18 protein-coding genes are annotated in these 24,272 nt (G+C 54.5%); 5 read left to right on the top strand and 13 right to left on the bottom strand.

What is annotated here, in order from left to right; all coding sequences use genetic code 11:
* Positions 1–248: 248 nt before the first annotated feature.
* The 3 genes from AMUC_RS03735 to AMUC_RS03725 form a co-directional block, all read right to left on the bottom strand.
* Entirely contained in the window at positions 249–3,404 is a 3,156-nt protein-coding gene (locus tag AMUC_RS03735; protein ID WP_081429103.1) for an autotransporter family protein, read from the bottom strand.
* A 493-nt stretch (positions 3,405–3,897) separates the two neighbouring features.
* A complete protein-coding gene (locus AMUC_RS03730) occupies positions 3,898–6,429 on the bottom strand; it encodes an excinuclease ABC subunit UvrA (protein WP_012419738.1) in 2,532 nt (843 codons plus the stop codon).
* Between the two features lie 118 nt (positions 6,430–6,547).
* Positions 6,548–7,051 carry a flavin reductase family protein gene (locus AMUC_RS03725; RefSeq protein WP_012419737.1) on the bottom strand — a complete coding sequence of 168 codons (504 nt, stop codon included), beginning with the start codon at positions 7,049–7,051 and terminating at the stop codon, positions 6,548–6,550.
* Positions 7,052–7,196: 145 nt separating this feature from the next.
* On the opposite strand from AMUC_RS03725, the gene AMUC_RS03720 reads away from it, so the two are divergent.
* Positions 7,197–7,562, top strand: coding sequence for a winged helix-turn-helix transcriptional regulator (locus AMUC_RS03720; protein ID WP_012419736.1), 366 nt, complete (start codon positions 7,197–7,199; stop codon positions 7,560–7,562).
* Positions 7,563–7,998: 436 nt separating this feature from the next.
* On the opposite strand, the gene AMUC_RS03715 is transcribed toward AMUC_RS03720, so the two are convergent.
* The 8 genes from AMUC_RS03715 to kdsA form a co-directional block, all read right to left on the bottom strand.
* On the bottom strand, positions 7,999–10,008 hold the full coding sequence (locus AMUC_RS03715) for an ATP-dependent helicase (RefSeq protein ID WP_012419735.1): 2,010 nt from the start codon (positions 10,006–10,008) through the stop codon (positions 7,999–8,001).
* Between the two features lie 82 nt (positions 10,009–10,090).
* The gene (locus AMUC_RS12860) at positions 10,091–11,410 is read right to left on the bottom strand and encodes an OmpA family protein (RefSeq protein WP_012419734.1); all 1,320 of its coding nucleotides are present in this window, start codon (positions 11,408–11,410) and stop codon (positions 10,091–10,093) included.
* Between the two features lie 24 nt (positions 11,411–11,434).
* Positions 11,435–12,817 carry a UDP-N-acetylmuramate:L-alanyl-gamma-D-glutamyl-meso-diaminopimelate ligase gene (gene mpl, locus AMUC_RS03705; protein ID WP_012419733.1) on the bottom strand — a complete coding sequence of 461 codons (1,383 nt, stop codon included), beginning with the start codon at positions 12,815–12,817 and terminating at the stop codon, positions 11,435–11,437.
* A 25-nt stretch (positions 12,818–12,842) separates the two neighbouring features.
* Positions 12,843–13,727 (bottom strand): HAD family hydrolase, encoded by an 885-nt coding sequence (locus AMUC_RS03700; protein WP_012419732.1) that lies wholly within the window; start codon positions 13,725–13,727, stop codon positions 12,843–12,845.
* 20 nt (positions 13,728–13,747) lie between these two features.
* Positions 13,748–14,494, bottom strand: coding sequence for an LPS export ABC transporter ATP-binding protein (lptB, locus tag AMUC_RS03695; RefSeq protein ID WP_012419731.1), 747 nt, complete (start codon positions 14,492–14,494; stop codon positions 13,748–13,750).
* Positions 14,491–15,450: an LptA/OstA family protein gene (locus AMUC_RS03690; RefSeq protein WP_012419730.1), complete on the bottom strand. Its 960-nt coding sequence runs from the start codon at positions 15,448–15,450 to the stop codon at positions 14,491–14,493. The genes lptB and AMUC_RS03690 overlap by 4 nt, the downstream gene beginning before the upstream one ends.
* A 12-nt stretch (positions 15,451–15,462) precedes the next feature.
* Positions 15,463–15,942, bottom strand: coding sequence for an LptA/OstA family protein (locus AMUC_RS03685; RefSeq protein WP_012419729.1), 480 nt, complete (start codon positions 15,940–15,942; stop codon positions 15,463–15,465).
* Entirely contained in the window at positions 15,939–16,754 is an 816-nt protein-coding gene (gene kdsA / locus AMUC_RS03680; protein ID WP_012419728.1) for a 3-deoxy-8-phosphooctulonate synthase, read from the bottom strand. Before kdsA ends, AMUC_RS03685 begins: the two co-directional genes overlap by 4 nt.
* Before the next feature lie 323 nt (positions 16,755–17,077).
* On the opposite strand from kdsA, the gene AMUC_RS03675 reads away from it, so the two are divergent.
* The 4 genes from AMUC_RS03675 (at position 17,078) to AMUC_RS03655 (ending at position 20,958) form a co-directional block, all read left to right on the top strand.
* Positions 17,078–17,797, top strand: a complete 720-nt coding sequence (locus AMUC_RS03675) for a hypothetical protein (RefSeq protein ID WP_012419727.1) — start codon at positions 17,078–17,080, stop codon at positions 17,795–17,797.
* A gap of 238 nt (positions 17,798–18,035) precedes the next feature.
* Positions 18,036–18,731, top strand: coding sequence for a 30S ribosomal protein S2 (gene rpsB, locus AMUC_RS03670; protein WP_012419726.1), 696 nt, complete (start codon positions 18,036–18,038; stop codon positions 18,729–18,731).
* 29 nt (positions 18,732–18,760) lie between these two features.
* Positions 18,761–19,639, top strand: a complete 879-nt coding sequence (tsf, locus tag AMUC_RS03665) for a translation elongation factor Ts (protein ID WP_012419725.1) — start codon at positions 18,761–18,763, stop codon at positions 19,637–19,639.
* Between the two features lie 533 nt (positions 19,640–20,172).
* Positions 20,173–20,958 (top strand): ATP-binding cassette domain-containing protein, encoded by a 786-nt coding sequence (locus AMUC_RS03655; protein ID WP_012419724.1) that lies wholly within the window; start codon positions 20,173–20,175, stop codon positions 20,956–20,958.
* 529 nt (positions 20,959–21,487) lie between these two features.
* Here AMUC_RS03655 and AMUC_RS03645 read toward each other — a convergent pair.
* On the bottom strand, positions 21,488–22,651 hold the full coding sequence (locus AMUC_RS03645) for a 3-dehydroquinate synthase (RefSeq protein ID WP_012419723.1): 1,164 nt from the start codon (positions 22,649–22,651) through the stop codon (positions 21,488–21,490).
* A gap of 37 nt (positions 22,652–22,688) precedes the next feature.
* The gene (locus AMUC_RS03640; RefSeq protein ID WP_012419722.1) at positions 22,689–24,269 is read right to left on the bottom strand and encodes a S1C family serine protease; all 1,581 of its coding nucleotides are present in this window, start codon (positions 24,267–24,269) and stop codon (positions 22,689–22,691) included.
* Positions 24,270–24,272 lie beyond the last annotated feature (3 nt).

The following is a 24,272-nucleotide window of genomic DNA, read 5'->3' as shown; positions in this document are numbered from 1 at the left end:
TATACAAATACATGAACAGAGTCGTCTTATAACCAGAAACTTTCCTGCGGGAAATTTAAAACCATTATATAATTCACAATTCCAATTATTTATGCATAATAAAGAGACGTGGATTTATTTTTCGGATTGGGAATCCGCAGAGGAATTAAAAGAACGGATGCGGAAACATACGGAAAACCCTTTCCCGCGTGGGGCGGGAAAGGGCCTACCATAACCAAGTAAAAGCATGCGCTGGAGCGCTCTCCTACTTAGAACGTATAGCTGAGGGCGCCGTTGATACCGTGGGCGGTCAGCTTGTTGCGGGTCTCGAACTGGTAGCAGACGCGTGCTCCCCACTGGTTGGAGAAGAGCACATCAATGCCGGCATTCAAACGGAATGCGGTGCGGCCAACATTGACGCCGCGGGCGTTCCAGGTTCCGAGGGGGCCGGCGACATTGGATTTCGGATTCATGCGGCTCACATCCTGGGATACGGCTACCGTCAAGGCCGGGGTGATGGTGGTGCCTCCGTCCGTCTGGTAGGCGCGGGCGATCGTAATGCCGACAGGAATGGTCCAGTTCTGGGCCCGGGCGTGGCCGAAGGTGCGCCCATAAGGTCCGCTTTCAGAGAATCCCTTGAGTTCGGAAGTCATGAACTCAATACCCGTGTAAGGTGTTATAAAGGCCCTGCCGAGTGCGAAACGTTCCGTCCAGGTGCCGTAAAGGGCGCCGCTGAAGGTGTCCGTATCTGCTCTGCCGTTGGCGGCAGACCCCATGATGTAGGAATCACCTTTGAAACGGGAACGTCCGTAGGCGCCGTAGCCGTCCAGAGTGAACTTGCTGTCCCTGAAGGGATGCATGCGTCCATAAATCATGGCCAGGAAGGAATCGACGTCGTAGTCGGCGCCGATGCCTGTCTTATCCTTGAAGCTGCCGAAGCTTTGACCGGCGGCGATGCCGATCAGGGAACCTTGAGCGGCTTTGTAGTCAATGCCTACGGCATAACCGCCGGCATTATACTTATACCCGGAAACACCGTCGCGGGCATCTTGGTCATCCCAGATTCCCATGCCGCCCACCCAGATATTGCCGTTGCCTCTGGCGATTGTCTTGCGGGCGATCGGAGAACCCTTGGCGTCCACTACTTCAACGGTGTCTTCCGTCTGGCGTGCCATGGAGGCGGCGGATTGAATGCGCCCCAGGTCGGCGAAGTTCCGCACGGTGCGGCTGGCTGCCCAGGTGAAGTTCACCACGTGTTCACCGCTGACGGACTGGATGATGCGGGCCGCTTCATCCGCGCTCGTGGCCCGGAACAGGTTTTCATAGAACTGGGCGGCGGGAGAACCGGCGGCCACATTCAGACGGTTGTTTTCCAGAGCGGCCGCTACGGTGTAAACGTTGCCGTTGTAGCCGGACATGGGGCCGTCAATGCCCTTCATATCCTGGGTGATGGTGGTGGTGCCTTCCGCCGTTCCCGGAGCCATGGTGGTGCTCAGAAATACGTTGTTCAGCAGGCGTCCGGAAATGTCCGTGCCGTTCAGCGTGACCGTCACGCTTTCCGTCCCCTTGCGGAGTTGGGCGAGCGGAACGGGATTGCCGCTGGCGTCGGATACCTGGATGCCTACGCGGGAATTATCCTGGAACGTGGCGGGAGTGCCGAAGTCCAGTACGGACCCGTCGCTCAGCAGCAAGGTAGAATCGCCTCCGAAAGTGGCGGAAGCTCCCTTCATGGTGGAATTCTTCGCCAGGGTCACCTGTCCCGTCCGAATGTCGTAAACAGTATCGTCCGTCCCCATTACGGCGCCGTCAATGGACTGGAGCGGACCGACTTCTCCGGTGGCGGAGTCAACGGCGCCGAAGGTGGCATGGCCGATGATCAGGTTGCCTTCAAGCTGCTGGTAGGTTCCTCCGAACGTATCGGTGGTTCCTGTGCCGCCGTAAACGAGAGTTCCCGCTCCGGTCTTCGTCATGACGGTCTGGTCAGCAGCCAGCGGAGCGGCGTCAGCCGTGGAAGCGGCGGCCGTGGTGGAGATGCCGTCATTGATGAAGGTATAGGCGGTGGCGTCCGTATAAACGTTGATCTGGGTGTTTTGGCCAGCCTGCACGGAACCGGAAACGCCGTTGGAAGTATTGCCGGAAAGGATTGCTCCGGAGCCGATGTACAGGGTTTGCCCGTCCGCCAGGTTGATGGCGGCTTTGCCGTCGCTGGTGGCGGTGTTATCCAAGACCTGGGTACCGTCCCCGATGGAAATCTGGCCACCTGCGGAGATCACGCCGTCAGCGGCGGTATTGCCGGTGATGACGCTGTTGTTGCCGATGGCGATATTGTCATCCGCTGTCAGGGTGGAATTTCCCTTGACGGTAGTATTTTCACCCAGCGTGACGCTGCCTTCGATGGTGCCCAGCTTTTCAGTGCTTGCGACGGTATTCCAGCTGCCGCCGTCATTGCTGTAAACGGTTTTGTTCAGGTCGGCGGATTCTGCGGAAACAGTAGTGCCATCCAGGACGGAATTGTCTCCCAGGGAAATATTGCCGCCCTCAGTTTTGAGGGTGACGGCCCCGGCTGTGGTTTCTCCAAGAATGATGCCGCCGGAGACGCTGTCATCCATAGAGTCGATGACGGTTTTGCCGGTCTGGGCGTTGGAGGCGTCAAACTGTTCCGTAGTTACGGTTCCGATTCCCGCTGTGGAGGTCACATCTCCGTTCAGCGCAACCTTGGATGCCGGATCGCTTACGATTTGGCCTGTCGCCGTTACGGTATCCTGCATCGTGACGTTGTTGCCCAGGACCACGGCCTGTTCGTTGGAATTATTGTAAGTATTGTACGTCGTCTTGGTATAGGCTTGGCCGGTCGGCGGCGTTGCCGGATCTACGGTTTGAGCTGCCTGGCCGGTGACGGTAACGGCTTTTTCCATGGAAACATTGTCGCCGATGCCTACCTGTCCGTTCGTGGAGGTGACGGTGGCTCCCACCGTCTTGGGATTGGCAGCATCATTCGTACCTTCGATGGCAATATTCCTGCCATCAATAGTTGTGGTATTTGAAGCATTCGTCACCACAATGTCATTGTCGCTTCCCAGAGGTTCACTCAAGGTGACGTCGTTGAAACTGACTTGGTTGTTAACCAGATCGTAATTGAAATTAACCAGTTTGTTGCTGGCGTCCGTCATTTGAATGGTGACGTTGCCCGTTCCGGAGATGGCGTTCAACTGGGCTCGTTGCTCTTGGGTCAGCGTAATATTATCGGAGCCGGAAGGTACGGTAATCGTGATGGTTGAAGCTTCATTGGAAGCGGCAGCCTGGTTCCAGGCCGTAACGAATTCATCGGCACTGTTGACTGCATAGTCAGCTGCCGTAGCAACGGAGAAACTGCCAAGGCAGGCGATAACAGCCGCCAGCAGCATATGTGGGAGTCTTAATTTCATGCTTTTTTATTTGTTTAATGATTAGATGGTTATGCGTTCGTGACAATCACGGCGCCCGAGATTTTAGATGATTCTCATTCCGGTTCGTTCACCGGAATGACATGAGAGAAATTAATGAAAATAATAATTAAAATTATTCATGATGAATTGGTTATATTTCTTCTTCAAATAATTTAATCATGACATGTTTTTTCAGTTTTGAGCCGGGAAGGAATTTCAAGAACATCCAGGTCAATTCATTTTTTATAGCAACAATTTTGATTATCTCTAAAAATTCTTGAAAACAGTTATTTTCGCGGATATGGAGAAGTCAATTACTAATTTTACGAAAAGAGCCTTGATATGCGCAGAACCGTGAAGGTCAGACATTCAGAGAGAGGATAAAAAACGGCGGCTTTGAGAATCCCGAGACCGCCGTTTTTTAATTTGGGAGTATCAAAATGCTGTTGCACGACGGCTTTTTCTTTTACCGTCGTCCTACAGATTTACGTTTCTATGAAATTATTTCACATAGATATTTTCCTGTAAGGCTTTCAGCCGTTTCAGCGATTTTTTTAGGCAAACCAGTTGCTACAATTTGTCCTCCTGCTTTGCCGCCTCCCGGCCCCATATCGACCACATAATCGGAATTGGCAATCATGTTTAAATCATGCTCAATGACGATAACTGTTGCACCGGCATCAACAAGTTTCTGAAATACGCCAATTAGTATCCGTACATCCAGCGGATGAAGTCCAATCGTTGGCTCGTCAAATACAAATATGGCGTCGTCCTGTGCCTTTTCCATTTCAGCCGCCAGCTTTAGCCGCTGTGCCTCACCGCCGGACAGGGCAGGAGTTGCTTCGCCTAAAGTTAAATAACCCAAACCTAAATCAGAAAGAATTTGGAGCTTTTCTTTAACCTTTTTCACGTCACATAAGCGTTCTAACGCCTGCTCCACGGTCATCCCCATCAGTACAGGCAGAGAAATACCGGGTGCGTTCACCTTGTCTTTTTTAGAGCGATAACGAATTGCCTCCGCTTCTTTTCCATAGCGGGAGCCGCCGCAGTCCGGGCAGATGATATCCACGTCCGGGAGAAATTGCACATCCATTGTAATTTGACCTGTTCCGTCACAACCAAAGCAACGGAGTGACCCAGTATTATAGGAAAAGTCACTTACTTTATACCCTTTTGATTTTGCTTCCGGGATAGCTGCATAAAGCCGGCGCAAATCATCTAATATCCCGCTGTATGTTGCAACGGTAGAACGGCCATTCACGCCAATAGGTGTTGCATCAATAAGATTTATACGTTCAATACCGGCTACCTCCACGCTTTTCACATGGTCAGGCATCGGCGCTTTCGCTATGGCAGCTTCTATGGCGGGAATAAGACTTTCCAAAATCAGTGTTGTTTTGCCGGAACCGGAAACTCCTGTTACAGCAATCAGCCGACCTTTGGGGATGTCTAAATCAAGGGCATGGACTGTATGCAAAGGAGCAGTAGACAGTTTGATATGCCCATGTGCAAACATGGCCTCCGGCGTTGCCGTTTCTCGGATAACCGGTTTTTCCTTGTCTGCCAAAAATCCAACGATGAGTGAACTCGTTTTTTTTGCTACTGCTTTAATCGTTCCCTGTGCAACTATCTGTCCGCCATGCTCTCCAGCTTTTGGGCCCATTTCAATTAACCAATCAGCAGCCTTTAAAACTCGCACATCATGGTCTACCAGTATCACAGAATTACCATGAGCAATAAGATCATCTATAACGCCCAACAGCCCATCTACATTTGCTGGGTGTAAGCCAATAGACGGTTCATCCAACACATAGAGAACACCTGTGGTACGGTTTCGTACAGCCCTTGCAAGCTGCACGCGTTGACGCTCTCCGGTGGAAAGCGTTGTTCCGGCCCGGTCAAGGGTAATATAATCCAGACCTAAGCCAGAAAGACGTTTTGATACATGCAGAAATTGACCGCAGATACTTTCCGCCATTGTTTTTAGTTCTTCCGGCATGGAAGCAGAAATCGTCTTTATCCAAGCGGTTAAATCGCTTAATGTCATTTTGGTGATTTCCGCAAGGTTTTTTCCGCATAGCAGACTTGATAACGCCCGCTTATTGAGCCGGGAGCCTCCGCAATTCGGGCAGGCGTTCCGCTTCAAAAATTTTTCTACCCGCTTCATTCCCTTTTCGTCTTTAACTTTAGCAAGGGCATTTTCCACGGTATAAACAGCGTTATAATAGGTAAAATCCATTTCTCCCGCTTGATTGCTGCTCTTTGCTTTATAAAGGATATGTTTCTTTTCTGGCGGACCATGAAAGACGATCTCCCGTTCCTGTTCTGTCAACTCCGAAAAAGGTACATCGGTTCGAACGCCCATCGCCCGGCATACGTTAGTCATCAGCGACCACATCAAAGAATTCCACGGCGCAACTGCTCCTTCGTCAATGGAAAGGGACTCGTCAGGCACTAAAGTTGTTTCGTCTACTGCTTGAACAATTCCAGTTCCTCCGCAGGTGTGACACGCTCCTTGGCCATTGAATGAAAAACTTTCTGCGCTGAGACCGTCAAATACCGCTCCGCATACAGAGCAGACAAGGGGACGCATTGCCGCGACGTTGACCGATGGCGAAAGCAAATGTCCATTGGGACAGCGGTGATTTCCCAAGCGGGAAAACATAAGCCGGATTGAGTTCAAAAGTTCGGTAGCCGTTCCAAATGTACTGCGGACACCGGGAACAGCGGGACGTTGACGAAGAGCAAGGGCAGCCGGGACATATTCTATACTGTCAATTTTTGCCTCTGCCATCTGTATTATACGCCGCCGAGTATAGGCGGACAATGCCTCTAAATAGCGGCGGGAACCTTCGGCATAAAGTACGCCCAAAGCCAAAGAGGACTTTCCTGATCCTGACACCCCCGTAATTCCTACCAGCTTGCCCAACGGGATATCTAAATCAATATTTTTCAGATTATGAACACGGGCGCCACGGATTTCAATGTGATCCGGTCTACTTTGAAAATTAGAAAACTGGCTCATAAGTGTCGCTTTTTTTAATTATACACTTTATTATATCATCCCCATCGCCAGATTTTGATATTTGGAAAAGAACAGGGCTTTCACAGAAAACCATGAAAGCCCCGCTGACGGCATCAAATTATTTTTCCTGTGCCGGGGCAACTTTGGCATAACCATTCCATGCGAACAGGGCTTCTTTTGTTTTGTCCGCCACTATTTTGTCAATATTGCAGAGATACAGGTAATGATTGCCAGACTCCACAGTTTCAGCTAGCGATGCCACAAAAGCAATAGGGCTGTCCTCCGGGATCTGAATGTCTGTTCCGTCAATGTTTTGCAGAGCGACTGGAAATTCCTTCAGTTTGTCAATCTGCCCGCCGTTTTTAGAGCCGTAAGCCATGACCGCATCTTTCAAGCTGACGCCAGGGGCAGCGAGTACGGCTTTGCCGGTCTTGCGGATATTTTCGCCGGAATTGGCGGTTTTACCCATTGCAAAGGCCAGCATAGGAGGGTTAAACGAGGAGTACATGAAGAATGAAACGGGAGCCATGTTCAGCATACCGTTCTCTTTTTTGGTGCAAACCAACACGAGAGGATTGGGAAAGGTGATAGCCGTCGCCTGACCTATATTGATTTCTTTCATTGTAAAACGATTATAAATATTTAACTTTACTTGTTGACTTCTATTAGTAAGATAATTATACTAAGGATAAAATTTTTTTCAAGTACGCATATTATTCTGACTCAGTACGGTTGACTATACTAATAGAGAAAGGAAGGCATTTTTCATGCACAAGGATATGACCTACGATGAATACAGGCATGAAGTGAAAGAGGGAATTTTGACTGAAGCGGGGAATTGTCCTGTGACTCCACTTCTGCTTATGTTGCAGGGGAAATGGAAATTTCAAATCCTTTATGAATTGTTTATTCAAGATCCCATCCGCTTTGGTGAGTTAAAAAAAAATATTAATGGTATTACAAATACCATGCTTGCCTCTTCCCTTCGAGAATTAGAAAAGGACGGGCTTGTATCCAGAATGCAATTCAACGAGATACCGCCCCGTGTTGAATACTCTCTTACGGAAAAGGGGCAGGCATTGTTGCCTGTATTCTATGAAATGACGAAGTGGGGATTTCAGTATATTCCGTAAATACTTACTTACAAAAACGCATATGAAATATTTCCCTAAGCGCTTTCCCGCCAAAATCAGAAAGCTATATATTTAATTTTGCAAACCAGCAGGAATGAAAAGAGGGTTTGGGATGCTTCCCAACAAGCGTTTTGAGAAGCAAAATACGGAAGTGGGTATTGGCTTTGCTGGATATGGCGGTGATGAACCGCAGCGGTAGAAACGGAAGGATGCGGTAAGAGCCGCGGTGTCCACGGTTTTTGGAATATGGCCGGGGTTGTCGGGGAATTCCGTTCTCCGGGAAAGACGGAAATATCTCCGGATAAGGGTTGGAAGCAGGAATTCAAACGGGTGGGAAAAGAACCCTTCGGAAACTCCGCGCCACGTTTTCCCTGTCCGGCGGGAGAAGATTGAGAACCGGCGTTTCCCGGATATGACCCGGGAGAGGAGATCTGGATTATTCCACCTCCCACTCTTCCACCAGGCCGGCTGGGAATTCATCCAGAAAGCGGGAGGGCATTTGCATGAAGGTTCCTCCCTGGGCGCGGCAGTTCCAGCGGGGGTAGGTCAGGTAAAGCTGGTCCTTGGCGCGGGTAATGCCTACATAAAAGAGGCGGCGTTCTTCTTCCAGCCCGGCCAGGTCTCCGTCATCAATGACCCGCTGGTGCGGAAACATGCCGTCGCACAGGCCGATCAGGAAGACGACAGACCATTCCAGTCCCTTGGCCTGGTGGATAGTGGACAGGGTGACGGAGCCACCGGAAAAGTCCGCCGCGGCGCTTTCATCATCCGTGTTGCCCAAAAGGGAAAGCTGGGAAAGAAAATCCTCCGTGGATTCAAAGCGTTCGGAAAATCCGGCCAGATGCAGAAGGTCCTGCCTGCGCTGGTCGTAATTTTCGAATGCGGCCTGCATGTACTCGTCGTACACGGCCTCATTGATGGAAAGGAGCATGGAGGCCGGTCCGGCCAGCTTTCCGGCAGGGGCCAGTTCATCCAGTGTGTAGCAAAGCTGCGTCCAGGCCGTTCTGGATTTGGCAGGAACCGGGAAATCCAGCATCAGGGCGGAAAAGGATTCCGGAGGGGTTTCTTGCCGGCTTTCCGGGCAGGCGGTCCAGCGTATCCAGAGTTTTTGGGCCATGCCGGGGCCGATGCCGGGCAGCAGCATCACCATGCGGCGGAAGGAAAGTTCATCCCTGGGATTGACCACAAAACGCATAAATGCCACCACGTCCTTAATATGGGCCTGCTCGAAAAACCTGATGCCGCTGGTGATGCGGAAAGGTATTTCTCCGCGGGTCAGTTCCATTTGCAATTCCATGCTGTGGAAGTGGGCGCGGTAAAGCACGGCTATTTCACTGGGGTCCGTGCCTTCTTCAATGAGATCCCTGATACGCTGGACGACAAATTTGGCCTGCATCCGGTCGTCGTTGAGCGGGACGAGGGCGGGAGGCATTTCCCCGGTGGGCCGCACGGAGCGGAGCTGTTTTTCAATTTGAACTTCGTTGGCGGCGATAGCCGCGTTGGAAAGTTCCAGAATTTCCGGCACACTGCGGTAATTGGTTTCTATCTTGAAAGTCTTTGCCGCCGGATAGCGGGTAGTGAAGCTGAGGATGTTTTCCATGTCCGCTCCGCGCCAGGAGTAGATGCTCTGGGCATCGTCCCCCACCACCATCAGCTGGCCGTGTTCCCGGGCCAGCATGTCGATGAGGCGGCTCTGGAGGTAATTGGTGTCCTGGTACTCATCCACCAGAATATGCTGGAAGCGGGAACCGTACAGGGCACGCAGGTGCTCCTGTTCCTGAAAAAGCCTCACGACGTTGAGAAGCAGGTCGTCAAAGTCCATACTGTTGGTTTCCTGCTTGCGGGCTACGTATTGATCATGCACCTCCAGGATGGCGTCCAGGTGGTTGGAAAGGTAGGGATAGGCGTTTTCCTGCGTTTCCCGGATATTGGCTCCCTCGTTGTCTGCCAGACTGAACAGGGATGAAAGAACTTCCGGCTTGGGGAAGCGGGTGGATTTCTCATCCAGTTTGAGGGATTTGACCACGCTTTTAATCATGGATTTGCGGTCGTCGGAGTCCATGATTGTAAAAGCCGGTGTATATCCCAGGTATTCCGCATGCTGGCGCAGGATGCGGTTGGCAATGGAATGGAACGTGCCGCTCCACAGGCGGGACAAGTCCAGGGGAATCAGGGAACGCACCCGTTCCGTCATTTCCCGCGCCGCCTTATTGGTGAAGGTAAGCAGCAGAATGTTCCATGGGTCCGTACCGTGATCCAGAAGCCAGGCCACGCGATAAGTCAGCGTGCGCGTTTTTCCCGATCCGGCTCCTGCGATGACAAGAGCCGGCCCCGGTTCTGAAGAAACGGCGGCGTACTGTTCTTCATTGAGGGCCGTACGGTAGTCGATCCCGGAGATGGGGGCGACCGGAGCGGCATCCTGCCTGATGACATATCGGCGAGCCATGGAATATGGTTAATAATTGACAGGCAACAGTAAATAGAGAAGTTGGAAAGGCTTGCCCCTTCTCTGCTCTCTGATGATTCTTTTAAAAGTCCAGGTACATTTCCGCGCGGCGGTTTTCCTTGCGGGCTTCATCCCTTGTTTCTTCGTCTGCCGTGGGGGAGTAGGTTCGGCGCGGCTGAGATTTGCCGAATCCCTTGGTAACGATTCTTTCCGCAGGAACGCCGAACTGGACGAGCTGGGCTTTCACGGCGGCCGCACGGCGTTCGGAGAGCCCCTGGTTGTAGCGTTCGCTCCCCACGTCATCCGTATGGCCGCTGATTTCCAGCTTCTTGCCACTGTCCATCTTGATAGCTTCCGCTACGATTTGCAGCTGGCGTTCGGAACGCTTGGAAAGGGTATCTTCATTAAAGCCGAAGAACAGGGCCAGGGAATCGCCGCCCTGGGGATTTTTTACAATGGGGATAAAGATGTCGTCTCCGGCCCCCTGCCGTTTCGTATAAGCTTCCAGCATGCTGTCCAGGGAAGCTTCCGCAACCAGCCATTGTCCGTCCGTTTTGGCCACGGTCAGGCCTACATTGCCGGCCTTCCTGCCCTGGGCGTCCTGAAGATGAACGAAAAACCCCGCATTGGTGGGCGCTTCGTAGGCGGTTTTGATGGGAGCGTCCTCCCGGAGCCGGAAAGCCCCCTCCTCAAACAGAATGCACAAACCGGCTACCGTGGCATCCTGCACTTTAGTTCCGTCCACGAACTTCCTCGCCCCGCGGAAATCCGCCTTGGCGACGGCATCCATGAAGGAACTGACGATGCCCATGGGGTCATTCATCGCCATGGGGGCGACTTTGTCCTTGGCCAGATCCTGCTTGCTGGGCAGAGTGAGGGTATCCAGCGTCCACTGTTGCTTGTCATTGCGCTTCATATCCAGGTAGCCGCGCGCGCCGCTGCTGAAATTGAGCGTGTATCTGGCTGTGGGATTGGCCCCCTGGTTGTTCGCGCCGATGCTGGTGATGCCGGGAGAGGAAAGGCGTATATGGCGGGCTTCCATGAGCTCCCGGATGAGGCGGCTCTGGTTCTCCGTCACGGCCTGCTGGATTTCCAGGGATTTCAGGATGTCCTCATCCCGGTCCTGAATGACTTTGGCAATTGCCTGCGCCAGTGTCTGGGGGGAGCTGAGATTGATCAGGGAGGGCGGCGTAGCCGTCTGCCGGCTGATATCTTCCTTGGTAAGCGGGTCGACGGTGGGTTGGGGCGTTACCGTCTGGCGTGCCGGCACTTCCGTTTGCGCCGCCGGTTCAGCGGCGGCGGGTTCCTCTTCCTTATTGTCAAGGAACAGGAAAACCAGGGCCAGGCTGCCTACGACCAGGAAGCTGATGATGAAGGCGGTGATGGTGGATGCGTTTTTCATTGGAAGTGGATGTATGAAGAAGGGTCAGGCGTTCAGTGCTTCCAGCAATTTGGCGTGAATGCCTTCAAAACCGCCGTTGCTCATTACCAGAATAACATCTCCCGGCTGGGCTTTCTTGCAGACGGCAGAGACGATTTCCTGGGCATGGCCGCCAATCAGAGCGTCCTTGCCCAGCGCGGAAAGGTCGTTGGAAAGTTTGGTGAGGTCCAGGCGTTCCTCCAGAGCTACCTTGTCCGGATGATCCACGGCGGCTACCACAGGGAAATCCGCCGTAGCGAGGGACAACGCCAGTTCATTCTGGAAGATATTTCTGCGTGTGGTGTTGGAGCGCGGTTCGAAAATGGCCCAGATGCGTGATTCCGGATAGCGCTGGCGTAGGCCCAGGATGGCCTGTTTGATGGCTGTTGGGTGGTGGGCGAAGTCGTCCACTACGGAAATGCCGTTGACCACCCCCTTGACTTCCTGGCGGCGGGCCACGCCTTCAAAGCGGCTCATGGAATCCGCCAGCTGCTTGACGTTCAGTCCCGCAAATTGTGCGGCTGCAATTGCCATGGCGGCGTTGCGGATGTTGAACTCTCCAATCATCGGTACGTAGTACCGGGTTCCTTCCAGTGTGAAATGGCTGCCGTCCGTGGAGGTCTCCACATCCAGGATACGGATGTTGGAAGAGTCGGAAAAGCCCACCGTCTTGACGGGGCACGGGGCCCCCTTAACCACGTCCAGGCAGTTGGGATCGTCCGCGTTGACCAGGGCCAGGCCGTTGCGGGGGATGATCTGGGTCAGCCGTCGGAAACTCAATTTGATTTCCTCCAGGGAATTGTAAATATCCGCGTGATCAAATTCAATGTTGTTGATGACCACCAGTTCCGGGAGGTAGTGCAGAAATTTGGAACGTTTGTCGAAAAACGCCGTGTCGTACTCGTCCCCCTCCAGTACGGAAAAATCGGAATCCGTAAAACGGCCCCCGCGTCCGAGATTGCGGGCAATGCCGCCAATCATGAAGCTGGGGTTCAGCCCGGAATCCTCCATCAGCCACGCCAGCATGGATGTGGTGGTGGTTTTTCCGTGGGTGCCTGTTACCACATAGTTGCGCTTGCCGCGCAGGAAGTATTCCTTCATCGTCTCCGGGAGGGAAAGGTAACGCAGGCGCCGTTGGAGCACGGCTTCCACTTCCTCATTGCCGCGGCTCATGGCATTGCCGATGACGATGACGTCCGCATCCGGCGGGATGTTGGAGGCCTTGTAGCCTTCAAACAGCGTGATGCCTTCCTCCTCCAGAAAAGTGGACATGGGGGGATAGACGTTGGCGTCGGAACCGGTGACGGTAAAGCCGCGGCGGGCCATGGCGGCGGCTACTGCGCCCATGGCGGTGCCGCAGATGCCGAGAAAGTGGAAATGGCTGTTCATGACGGGGAGAGGAATGGAGCGGGTTTTATTTGGAAAAGGAAGGAGCCGCAATACAGGAATCCGCCAGAGCCCGGTCCCGGCGGCGCACAATGCCGTTGGCGATATCCGTGACCATGCCGGACAGCAGGCGGGTGAGATGGCTGCCGGGCGTGTAATCCGCCGGGGCGATGAAATTCACGCGGTCGGAATTGGAGGCCAGATTATAGCATTTGCGGAAACTGCGGCCGGTTTCATCTTCCGGATTATATACGGCTACGGCGTGGCCTCCGTTCCGGCGCATGACGGTGAAGCAGGGAACGTCCGTAGGGCCGTCGCCGATGTAAATCATGTTGGCGAAAGGAATGGGGCGCATGTCTTCCGGCATGTGGTCGTTTACGTCCTGGTCGTAATCCAGCATTCCCTTGTTGATGCGGAAAAGGTACTGGGTTTTCGTGGTGTGGGAAATGACTCTCTTGGGAAAATTGATGTAGCCGTTCTCCTCGCTGAATTCGCATCCGAATACGGCCTTGAAATAAGGGCGCAGGGCGGAACCGTCAATCAGGGCTTTCAAACCGGAGGAGATGATATAGTATTCAATGCTGATGCCCAGATCCGTATGAAGGGAGGAGAGGGTCATGGACGGGAACGCGTTAAAAAAGTCCGGCAAACCGGGGTAAAAGGTGAGGCGCTCTCCAAGCTGGGTAAGCCGGGCGTTGCTGACGCGGTCCAGGGAAAGGGCGTCCAGCAGGCTTTTCATGTAAATCAGTTCTCCGTCCCAGCCTTCTCTTTCTCCGGTGGCGTTGCACCTGGTCCAGAATTCCTGCGGAGAAATGCCGAATTCCGGGAAGATGGCCTGATCCTGCATGTAGAAGGGACTCAGGGTCTGGTCGTAGTCGAAAACCAGGGCGATCGTATTCTGCGGGGAGGACATGGGAAAGACGGAAAATAAAATTACATGCGGAACTGGTCGCCCAGATACTGCTTGCGGGCGATGGGGTCGTTGGCGATTTCCTCGGAAGTACCGTGCTTGATCACCTTCCCTTCAAACAAAATGTAGGCGCGGTCCACGATGTGGAGGGTTTCCCGCACATTATGGTCCGTAATCAGGATGGAAAGGCCGTCCGTATCGCGCAGTTCCATAACGATTTTCTGAATGTCTGAAACGGCGATGGGATCCACGCCGCTGAACGGTTCGTCCAGCATCAGCAGTTTGGGGCTGGTAGCCAGGGCACGGGCGATGGTCAGCCTTCTCTTTTCGCCGCCGGAAAGCTGGATGGCCATGGAGCGGCGCAGCTTGGTGATGCCGAAGCGGTCCATCAGCTCTACGGCGCGGTCCTTTTGCTGGCGGGAAGTCATGTCTTTGCGGGTCTGAAGAATGGCCAGAAGATTATCCTCCACGGAAAGCTTGCGGAAAATAGATTCTTCCTGCGGCAGATAACCCATGCCGCGCCTGGCGCGCAGGTTCATCGGCAATTCCGTAATATCTTCGTCCGCAAAAATCACGCGGCCTTCATCCGGGCGTACGAGACCCGCTACCATGTAAAAGGAAGTGGTTTTTCCGGCGCCGTTCGGTCCCAGCAGGCCCACAATTTCGCCATGCCCTACCTTCAGGCTGACCTGGTCCACAACGGTTCGCGTTTTGTAGGTTTTACAGATGCCTTCGGCGCTTAGCAAAGGAGAAGAGTGGAACGAACTCACGGTTTGCGGCTGGTTTTCTGGTTTTCCCGGTCGGAAAGTTTTTTGTCTACGTGGCGGAACGTGGTCTTGGTTCCGCGGCTGCCGTACATGTTTCCGTTGGAGTACACTCGAATGAAAGCATCCTTGTTCGGATTTTTCACGATGACGTCCGGAGTGACGATGACCGGGGCACCCGTCAGGATGATTTCTCCGGTTTTGGCGTTGTAGGTGATTTTTTCAGCCTGGGCGTTGCTTGTTTCTCCCTGTTTGTTGGTGTAACTGGCCTTCACATTTCCGGAAGCCGCAACCGTTTTAATGGAATTGTAGTCGAAATTGCCTCCGTTGGGAAGAGCCACCTGAGTCTGATTTTCTTCTTTCCCCTTTTCCTTCTTGACGTCGGAGGGTTTTTTGTCGCCCGGTTTCTTCGGCACGAATTCCGCATAAATTTTCAGATGATCCGCACAATCCATGGAAAGGCCGGGGTTGCGCACCCGGACATTTTTCATGAACACCAGAACGCCTTCTTCCATATCGAAGTACAAGTCTCCGTCACAATCTACGGTGTACAGGTCTTTTGGGGAATTGGCCTGCAGGAAGCCTTCCTCCGGGCCGGATGCTGCGGAAGAGGGAGTAGTTTCCGCAGCCGGGGCGGGGGTATTTCCGGCAACCTGGTGCTGCTGGCGGAATTCCTGAATCCGCCCGTCTACGGTTTTTTCCTGCGCGCTGTATGTTTGAATCGCCTTTTCCCCGTCTTCCTTCAAGCCTGCGGTCGGAACAGGGGCCAGTTCCCGTTCCCTCCGGGCTGTCTCTTCCTCCGTCAGGGGGCGTACAATATGGGGAGGCGGGGTGAGGGGTTGTTCCAGGCGGGGATCCAGTTCCCTGGGCAGGGGCTGGACAATGTGGGAGGGAACGCTGTTGGCGCCGCTGCAGGCAAGGCTTCCGGCCAGGGCCAGCAGCAGGGAGGAAAGTTTTTTCATAAAAAGGAATGGTTACTTGTTGCGTTGAGCCATGCGGATGGTGGTTTGAACGGGACCCAGAATGATGCCCCTCTTGATATTGGTGTCCAGGTAAAGGCCGGTCCCTTTGGCGGAAAGATTCTCTTCCCTGAGGGTGGTTTCCGTATGGGAGACGGCCAGTTTTTTATCCAGAAAATAAGAGGCGGCCTGCGTGAAAAGGTGGGAGGTCTGGTTGTTTTTTCCGTACAAGTACACGTTCAGGATATTCGCGGCAATTTCCTGCGGGGCGGCCACGGTCACGCTTGAAGCCGTCAGCAGCATGGAAAGGCGCGGCCCTTCATATCGTGACAGGCTGACTTTTGGGAGCACCTGGCCTACGGGCAGAAGCTCCAGCATAGGTAATTTTTTATCTACGCCGGCAAAAGGCGTGGCTGCGGGCAGGCTGGTGTCCGCTTGCGCCTCCGTGCCGTACAGGGCGGCTGTCAAAAAGCATGTGGACAATAATTTCATCATGACTGAACCGCCTGGTGGATGGACTGAAGGCGTTTCAGCACTCCTTCAAGCAGGTGGAGAGGAATTTGGTTGGGGCCGTCGGAAAGCGCTTTGGACGGGTCTTTGTGCACCTCCATGAACACGCCGTCAATGCTGCCCGTCGCCATGGCGGCGGATGCCAGCACGGGGGCCAGCTCGCTGTCTCCTCCCGTGGTTCCTCCCAATCCCCCGGGTTTCTGAACTGCGTGAGTGGCGTCGAATACGACGGGAAAGCCTTCCTGTTTCATCCAGTACAGGGAGCGCATGTCCACCACCAGATTGTTATAACCAAAGGTGGTGCCGCGTTCGCACATCATGAATTCGTCACAGCCGAAGGCGCGCATTTTTTCCCCGATGTTCACGGTATCCCACGGAGCCAGGAACTGCCCTTTTTTGATATTCACGGGCCGGCCGCTCTTGGCGCAGGCTTCCAGAAGATCCGTCTGGCGGCACAAAAAAGCGGGAACCTGGAGCAGATCCACGTATTCGGCGGCAATTTCCGCTTCCTGGGCCGTATGCACATCCGTAACGACGGGCAGTTTCAGCTCCCTGCCGATTTCCGACAGAATGCGGCAGCCTTCCTGCACGCCTGGGCCGCGAAAAGAGGTGACGGAAGTGCGGTTCGCCTTGTCGTAGGAAGCTTTGAAGATCAGCGGGACATCCAGGTTTTCCGCGATGGCCTTGATGGAGCGGGCCATCTCCCATACAAAGGATTCGCATTCCAGAGAGCAGGGGCCCAGAAGGTAGAACGGCCGCGGGCCGCCGATTTCAACGGATTGAATGTAAAACGACATAAAACAAAACCTGTATGTCCTTGTATCATGACGGTTTCAGGCCTTTCGGTCAAGCCGCTATCCTGCCTCCGCGCGGAGATTCGGAGGCGAAGGTTTATTTTTCCGGAAGTATCTTTTTATATTCGATATAATGATTTTGTTATAAATATGGTAAATATTTTTTAGATAGGTGCGTGTAAATGGAGGGGAGCATGGATTGGAAAAAAGCGTATGGAGTTGCCGCCCTCCGGACTTTTTGTTACAAACGGCCATCATGCGTTACTTCCGCATGAATAAATGACAGGATGTTCCGAACGCCGTTCCCCCGCAGTGGTCTTACCGAAATGCCCAGGAAGATTTACAAACTCTTTATTTCCTATGATGAAGCAGGGGCTGAATTGCGGCAGCATGTGGCGGAGCAGTTTCACTGTTCAAGCGACTGTGTCTGGCAGGGGTCTTTCCGCAGCCTGACGGCGGCGGATTTGCCTCCGGGCGATGGTGTAGTCTGGGTTTACCCTGTCTTCATGCAGAGCGGCGTGACGGTGACGGAGACATTGCCGGAATTGCTTCGTGCGCTGTATGCCGGGAGCGGGCAGCATCCGGAACTTGTTTTTAAACCCGTATGGGGAGCGGGATGCGGCGGTGTTGGTTTTAGGGCCGCCGCCTTGCAAAAGGAATTGGAGGGGGAGGCTTCCCTGCTGGTGGTAGCCCACGGGGTAACGGGAAGGGAGGCTGCCCCTGAGCCGGCGCAATTCCTCCAGCAGTTGAAGTTCCGGCTTCCGGAAGGAACGGACATGGCACTTGCATACTTTGGCGCATTTCCTTCTGTGGAAAAGGTATTACCCGGATTAAAGGGGCAAAAGGTGGTAGTGCTGCCGTTCCTGATTGGAAAAGGGAAGCATATGCGGGAGGACATGCCCTCTCCGGAACTGGCCGCAAGGCATGGGAAAACGTTAAAAATCCTGCCTCCGTTCGGTGCGTTTTATTTGCAAGCGGAACGGGAATACTGGAAAACGGGCATGGGAGAGTCTGCCGGGAACGGTTTTGACGGGCCTGCGCGGTAAGATATTCTGCGGAAATGGCAAAGTTCTCCATGAGCTTGCTTGCGACAAGGTTCCGCGAACGGCGGAATAGTTTCGTAAATCAATGATTTATGCTTTGACAAGAGAGGGGGCGGGAAGTATATTGCCCGTCCCTCGCGTGATTCGGCGCAACTAAACAACGGGGATCGGAGGGGTAAAAAGCGTCGAAGTCCCCAAAAACTGCTTTTCCTGCCGCAAGGAAAGCCACCTACATACATATATGATTAATGATCTGATTAACCAGATGGTTGAAGCCGGTGTTCATTTGGGCCACCAGACCCGCAAATGGCACCCCAGCATGAAAAAGTACCTTCTCAAGGACAAGGCCGGTATCCATATCATCAACCTTGAGGAAACGGAAAAATGCCTGGACAAGGCCTGCTCCTTCCTGGCTGATCTGGCCCGCCGCAATAAGAAAATCCTCTTCGTCGGCTGCAAGCGCCAGGCTCAGGAAGCCGTCCGCGAAGCTGCGGAAGCCACTGGTCAGTACTATGTCAACCACCGCTGGCTGGGCGGCATGCTCACCAACATGAGCACAATCCGCAAGAGCATTGAACGCCTTGTCTATCTGGAAGGGATTGAAAAGAGCCCGGAATTCAAGAGCATGTCCAAGAAGGAACTGGCCGCTCTGGACCGCGAACGCCAGAAGCTGGAACGCAACCTTCAGGGCATCCGCAACATGGGCGGCGCTCCGGACGCCATGGTGGCCATCGGCGCCGACCATGAAGACATCGCCATCCGCGAGGCCCACCGCCTGAACATTCCCGTCTGCGTTCTGGTTGATACCAACGCCGACCCGAAGGAAATCGACTTCCCGATTCCCGGCAACGACGACGCCGTCCGTTCCATCCGCCTGATTCTTGACTGCATTGTCAAGGCCATCAACGAAGGCAAGGGCGCATCCGCCGAAGCCTAAACCAACCATTTAGAAAGAACAAAAACACTATGGCAGAAATTACTGCAGCTCTCGTCAAGGCTCTCCGTGACAAAACGGACGCCGGCATGATGGATTGCAAGAAAGCCCTCAACGAATGCAACGGCGACATGGATGCCGCCGTAAAGTATCTTCGTGAGAAGGGAATTGCCAAGGCTGCGGCCAAGGCCGACCGTGACGCCAAGGAAGGCGTGATCCGCGCCGCTGTGGCTCCCTGCGGCTGCTCCGGCATCATCCTTGAACTCAACTGTGAAACGGACTTCTGCGCCAAGGGGGACAAGTTCCAGGGTCTGGTGAATGACGTTGCCAACGCTCTCATGGATTCCAAGGCCTCCACGCTGGAAGAGGCTCTCCAGGTCCCCATGGCGGAAGGCTCCACGGAAGAATATATCAAGGCCATGTGCAGCTCCATTGGCGAAAACATGGCTCTGCGCAAATTCGCCCGCCTGACGGCGGACGGCATCGGCGCCGTGGTCTCCTACATCCACATGGGCGGCAAAGTGGGCGTTCTGCTGTCCATCAAGGCCGGCAAGGAAGAAACCGTCAAGTCTGATGCGTTCAAAGCCCTCGCCAAGGATTTGACCTTGCACATCGCCGCCGCCGCTCCCAAGAGCGTCAGCTCCGATAGCCTGGATCCCGCCTTCGTGGCCGAGGAACAGGAAATCGCCAAGCAGCAGCTCATTCAGGAAGGCAAGCCCGAACACCTGCTGGAAAAGATTCTTCCCGGCAAGCTGAAGGCTCTGTACGCCCAGTCCTGCCTGCTGAACCAGGTATTTGTGAAGGACCCTGCCGGAAAGATGACGGTGGAGGCCCTCCTCAACCAGGTCGGCAAGGAACTCGGCGACGATATCTCCGTCGCCTCCTTCGTCCGCTACCAGCTCGGTGCGTAAGCTCTGAGTCAGAGTATCTCTGGAACCGTTCCCTTTGCGGGGAACGGTTCTTTTGTTTGATATGGCTCCATGGGGGGATTTATCCATAAATTTGATTCAGGGAGGATCCGGAAATCCGGATAGGGGATCATCAAAATATGCGGGATAGAAAAGCTCCGGCCCTGCTGCTGGTTGCGGCCTTCATCCTGTCAGCCGTTTTTGGAGCGCTTTTGGGCTGGAGCATGTTTTTTCCTTGTGTGCGGTCCCTGATATTTCCTGGCGGTATTATGGTTCTTCAAAAAGGCCAATGGACGGTGGAAATGGGGGAACAGCCTCTTTTGCTGTTATCAGCCTCGTGTGTGATGATGAACTCTTCTGGTTCCGGGTGGCTCCGGAAGACATGCGAAATGCCCAGCCGGGGCTGGTGTTCATTGCCGGTTCTGGTTTTTCTGTGGGGGGAACGGCATGGGAGGTGCGCATGGATGTCCTGATATTGGAGGAACTGGCGCGGCTGGGGTCTTGTCTTGCATCGGAAGGCTTGTTAGGGTGGCGGCATGGCTTTTCTGGAACTGGATCATGTGAGCGTTGTCTTTCCTGCGGTGCAGGGGCTGCTCTCTGCCCGCAAATCCGCCCCCGTAGTGGCGGTGGACGGGGTGTCGCTGTCCGTGGAAAAGGGAGAAATCCTGGGGCTGGTGGGTGAATCCGGTTGCGGCAAATCCACGCTGTCCCGCACGGTGATGCTGCTCCAGAAGCCTACGGAGGGCCGCATTTTTCTGGAAGGGGAAGAGTTGACGGCTCTTTCCGCATCCGAAGTCAGGAAGCGTCGTCCGGATTTCCAGATGGTTTTCCAGGACCCTTATGCTTCCCTGAACCCCCGTTTTACGGTATATGCAACATTAAAGGAGGCGTTGCAGAGCCGCCGTAAAAGAACTTTTGCCCAGACGAGGGATGATGTGGCGGAACTGATGGAAAAGGTAGGGCTGAGCCCCTCCCTGATGCGCAAGTATCCCCATGAATTTTCCGGAGGCCAGCGCCAGCGCGTCGCCATTGCGCGCGCATTGGCGCCGGAACCCAGGCTGGTTATCGCGGATGAACCCGTTTCCGCGCTGGACGTTTCCATCCAGTCCCAGATTCTGAACCTTCTTATTGCCCTGGCCCGCGACTTGAGCCTGACCATGATATTCATTTCCCATGATTTGTCCGTGGTCCATTACATCGCGGACCGCATTGCCGTGATGCGCAAAGGCCGCATTGTGGAATACGGGGAGGCGGACAAAGTATTTTCTTCCCCTTCCCACGAATACACGCAGGCGCTTCTCGCCGCCGTACCGCGTCTGTAAATGGGGATGGCCCGGAGTCAGTTTGGACGAATACGGGAAAGTTCCGTTTCCCGCGGAGTTATCCGCACAGGTTTAAAAGGGACGGTTTTCCGGAAGATCCATCCCTGAATTTTCAGCGGAACGCGGCTCCCGGCAGTTTGGTTTTCCAGTGCCTTGCAAAGACGATGAATGGATTTGTTCCCAGGGAGGCATCGTGTCCACTGCCTCCGCATTGTTGACGGATGATCTTCTCTTTGAGGTATCCGGCAGGCTGTTCATGCTTTTTCCTTCATCTTCTTTTTGAAAAAGGAGAAGTAACTCCGGCGCGTTATGAAAAAAGGGGGAGTCGCAAAATGGCTTGCATCATGGGATGCCCGGCAGCACATAATAATGCTGCCCTGCGGGAACTGCCGGAACAGGAGGATATGGAGATTGTGGGAAGGAAAAACGTCGTTGTTTTTTTCATACTGCCGTCCGGCTGGTATTTCTCTGTGATACGCCAGATGGCTTCTGCCTGTTTTCTGACGGGGAGGCGGCAAGGAAAGGGCTGTTATTCCTGAACGGAATATCCGGCGGCTTCCTGCATTTCCCGGATGCATTCCTCCATCAGAGCGGCATCTATCTCATGGACGTCTTTTCCCCGGCCTATTCCGGTAAGCATCAGTACCGTCAGGTGGCCGCCGAGGTGTTCGCGGAAGGCCTCCAGACCTTTCAGCACTTCGCAGGCGCCGTTTTCTGTCCTGCGGGAAAGCAGGGGGTGGAATACGGGCAGTTCCAGGGTTTTCAGCACGGAGATGATTCTTTCCGCCTCCGCGGCAGGCAGCCATCCTTTCCGGACGGAATAAAGGATGTCCAGGCACATGCCCACGGAAACGGCCTCCGCGTGCCCCAGCGTGTAGCCGGACATGGTTTCCATGTAATGGGCGGCCCAATGTCCGAAGTCCAGGGGGCGGCTGGAACCCAGTTCAAAGGCGTCTCCTCCGCATGCAATGTGCGAGGCGTGCAGCAGAGCGGAATGCTCCACGGCATATTCCAGAGCATCCCGTTCGCATACAGCCAGCGCGGAGGCGTTCGTTTCCAGCCAGTTGAAGAAAGAGGCGTCTTTCACCACCGCCACTTTCACTACTTCCGCCAGCCCGGCTCTTTTCAGGGGGAGGGGCTGGGAATGGAGGAACAGGAAGTCGTCAAGCGTGGCCCACGCAACGGCGAAGGTGCCCAGATAGTTTTTCCGGCCCATGAAATTGATCCCGTTTTTGACACCTACTCCGGAGTCTGCCTGGGAGAGGGTGGTGGTGGGGATGCGCAACAGCCGGATGCCGCGATGGGCGGTGGCGGCGGCAAAGCCTGCTACGTCAAGAAACGCTCCGCCGCCCACGGCTATGATATAGGAATGGCGGTCAATGCCTGCTTCCACAATGTGGCGCAGGGCCGTTTCCCATGCGGAAAAACCTGTTTTGGCTTCCTCCCCGCCCGGAACGGAACAACAGCCGGCATAGGCCAGTACCCCGGCATTTTTTTCAAAATAGCGGTCAATGTCTGACGGAAGCTGCGGATAAAACTGTTCCAGCCCTTTTTCCAGGAGAACGAGAACGCGGCTTCCGGGCCTCTGTTCCATCAGGCTGGCCAGAGCATCGTTTTCCGGGCGGAAGGCTCCATGGGTAAAGCCTGTCCTGTAGGGAAAATCAAGCCGGATATTCAGCGTGTGAAGTGACATGCCAGGAGGGCTGCAAGTGAACATGGCTCGCGGATTCCTAGTCCCTGCGGAGCACGGGAACGGCCCTCATCTGGATGAAGCGGTCCGCTTTGGCAGCTTCCTTCTGGGACATGTACATGGTGTACGGCTGCTGGGTCACTTCGATGCGGTGCGTGCCGCCGGGAGCGGGAAGGTCCAGAAGCTGGTTGAGGTGCTTGAAGCTTTTCACCTGCACACCGTTGACTTTTTCCACAATGGAGGGGCTCATCTGGGCGTATCCCAGTGTAGCCTGGGTGGGCAGGGCCATCAGGAAGACCACGATTTCATCCACGCCTTTTTTCCGTATGTCCTCTTTCTTTTGAGTGGCTTCCACCAGGTTGAGGGGGGGATGGTTCTTGCTGAGCTTGTTGATTTCTCCCATCAGGGCTCCCGTCAGCGGGACAAATACCAGACCTCCGTAAATGCGGTAGGGCGGATTGGAGATGAAGGGGGCCGGATTGACCAGGTCCCCTTCAAGGGCGCTCCTGTCCAGTTTGACGTCCAGCGTCATGGGCTGGCTGGAGCCGTCCTTTCCCTTGCGGCGGATGCCCAGCGTAATGGTATCCCCCGGTTTGGCGGAGTCTCGGAACAGAAAGTTGGCGGAAACGGGGCCCAGGGCGGGATCCTTAATTAAACCTTTGCTGTCCAGAGGGATGCCGTTGACGCTTTCCACCACGTCTCCGGGACGTACTCCGGCTTTGTAGAAGGAGCCGTAAACAGGCAGTTTCACCACGTAAAAGCCGCCGCCAGTTTCAGGCAGGCCCAGGAATTTGCGGAAGACGGGGTCGGTCAGTTCCGTGACCTGGGTGCCGTCCGCCGGGAAACCGGTGTAATTGCCGGCCCGGGCCTGTTCCAGGAACCGGGAAATCATGGTATGGGTTACGGCCAGCACTTTCTGTGCGGAGGGATCGCAGCTGGCGCTGAGGCCCACAAGTTCATTGCCCCTCATGACGGGGTTGCCTGCGCCGCCTTTCAGGGGAGTGACGGAGGATTTGACGTTATACAGGACGAACGGTTCCCCGTTCGTGAACGGGCAGGCGCTTTCCGTCGCCAGAAGGGTTCCGGAGGTAGTGATGGGAAGGCCGTCGCCATTGAATTGCCAGAAGGTTACCTTGTCGCCCAGGCGGGGAGCCTTCCCCAGCGCAACGGGGACCAGTTTGTCCAGAAAAGCGGCATCTTTTCCGTTTTTCAGGCGCAGAAGGGCAAGATTGGCTTCCGGGTCAAAGGCGGTTACGGTCACGGGAACCGTCTGGGAGCCGTCTGCGGAGGTCACTTCCACGAAGCTGGCGGAATAAACGATGTTGGCTGCCGTCAGGATATTGCCGTCTCCCAGATAAATGCCGAAGCCCTGGCTGTACGCCGGGTTTTCCTTGCTCCACGGCTGAATCATGGCATAGCCCTGATTGGTGGCGTTAATGCCGACCATGGAGCCGGTGGGGGAGGGAAGCGGGGCCGGCGCGGGCGTTTCCTCCATCTGTTCCGCAGGCGTTTCCGTCTGTTGTTCAGGCTGGGGTTCGGGAGCGGTTCGTCCGGCTTCGCGCGGCTGGCAGCCGCCGAGCAACATCAGGGAACCGAGGAAAAAAGTGGAAAGAATTTTCATGGC

Origin of the sequence: Akkermansia muciniphila ATCC BAA-835, assembly GCF_000020225.1 — a bacterium.
Classification (GTDB): domain Bacteria; phylum Verrucomicrobiota; class Verrucomicrobiia; order Verrucomicrobiales; family Akkermansiaceae; genus Akkermansia; species Akkermansia muciniphila.
This window is presented reverse-complemented; position numbering and strand designations above follow the sequence as displayed.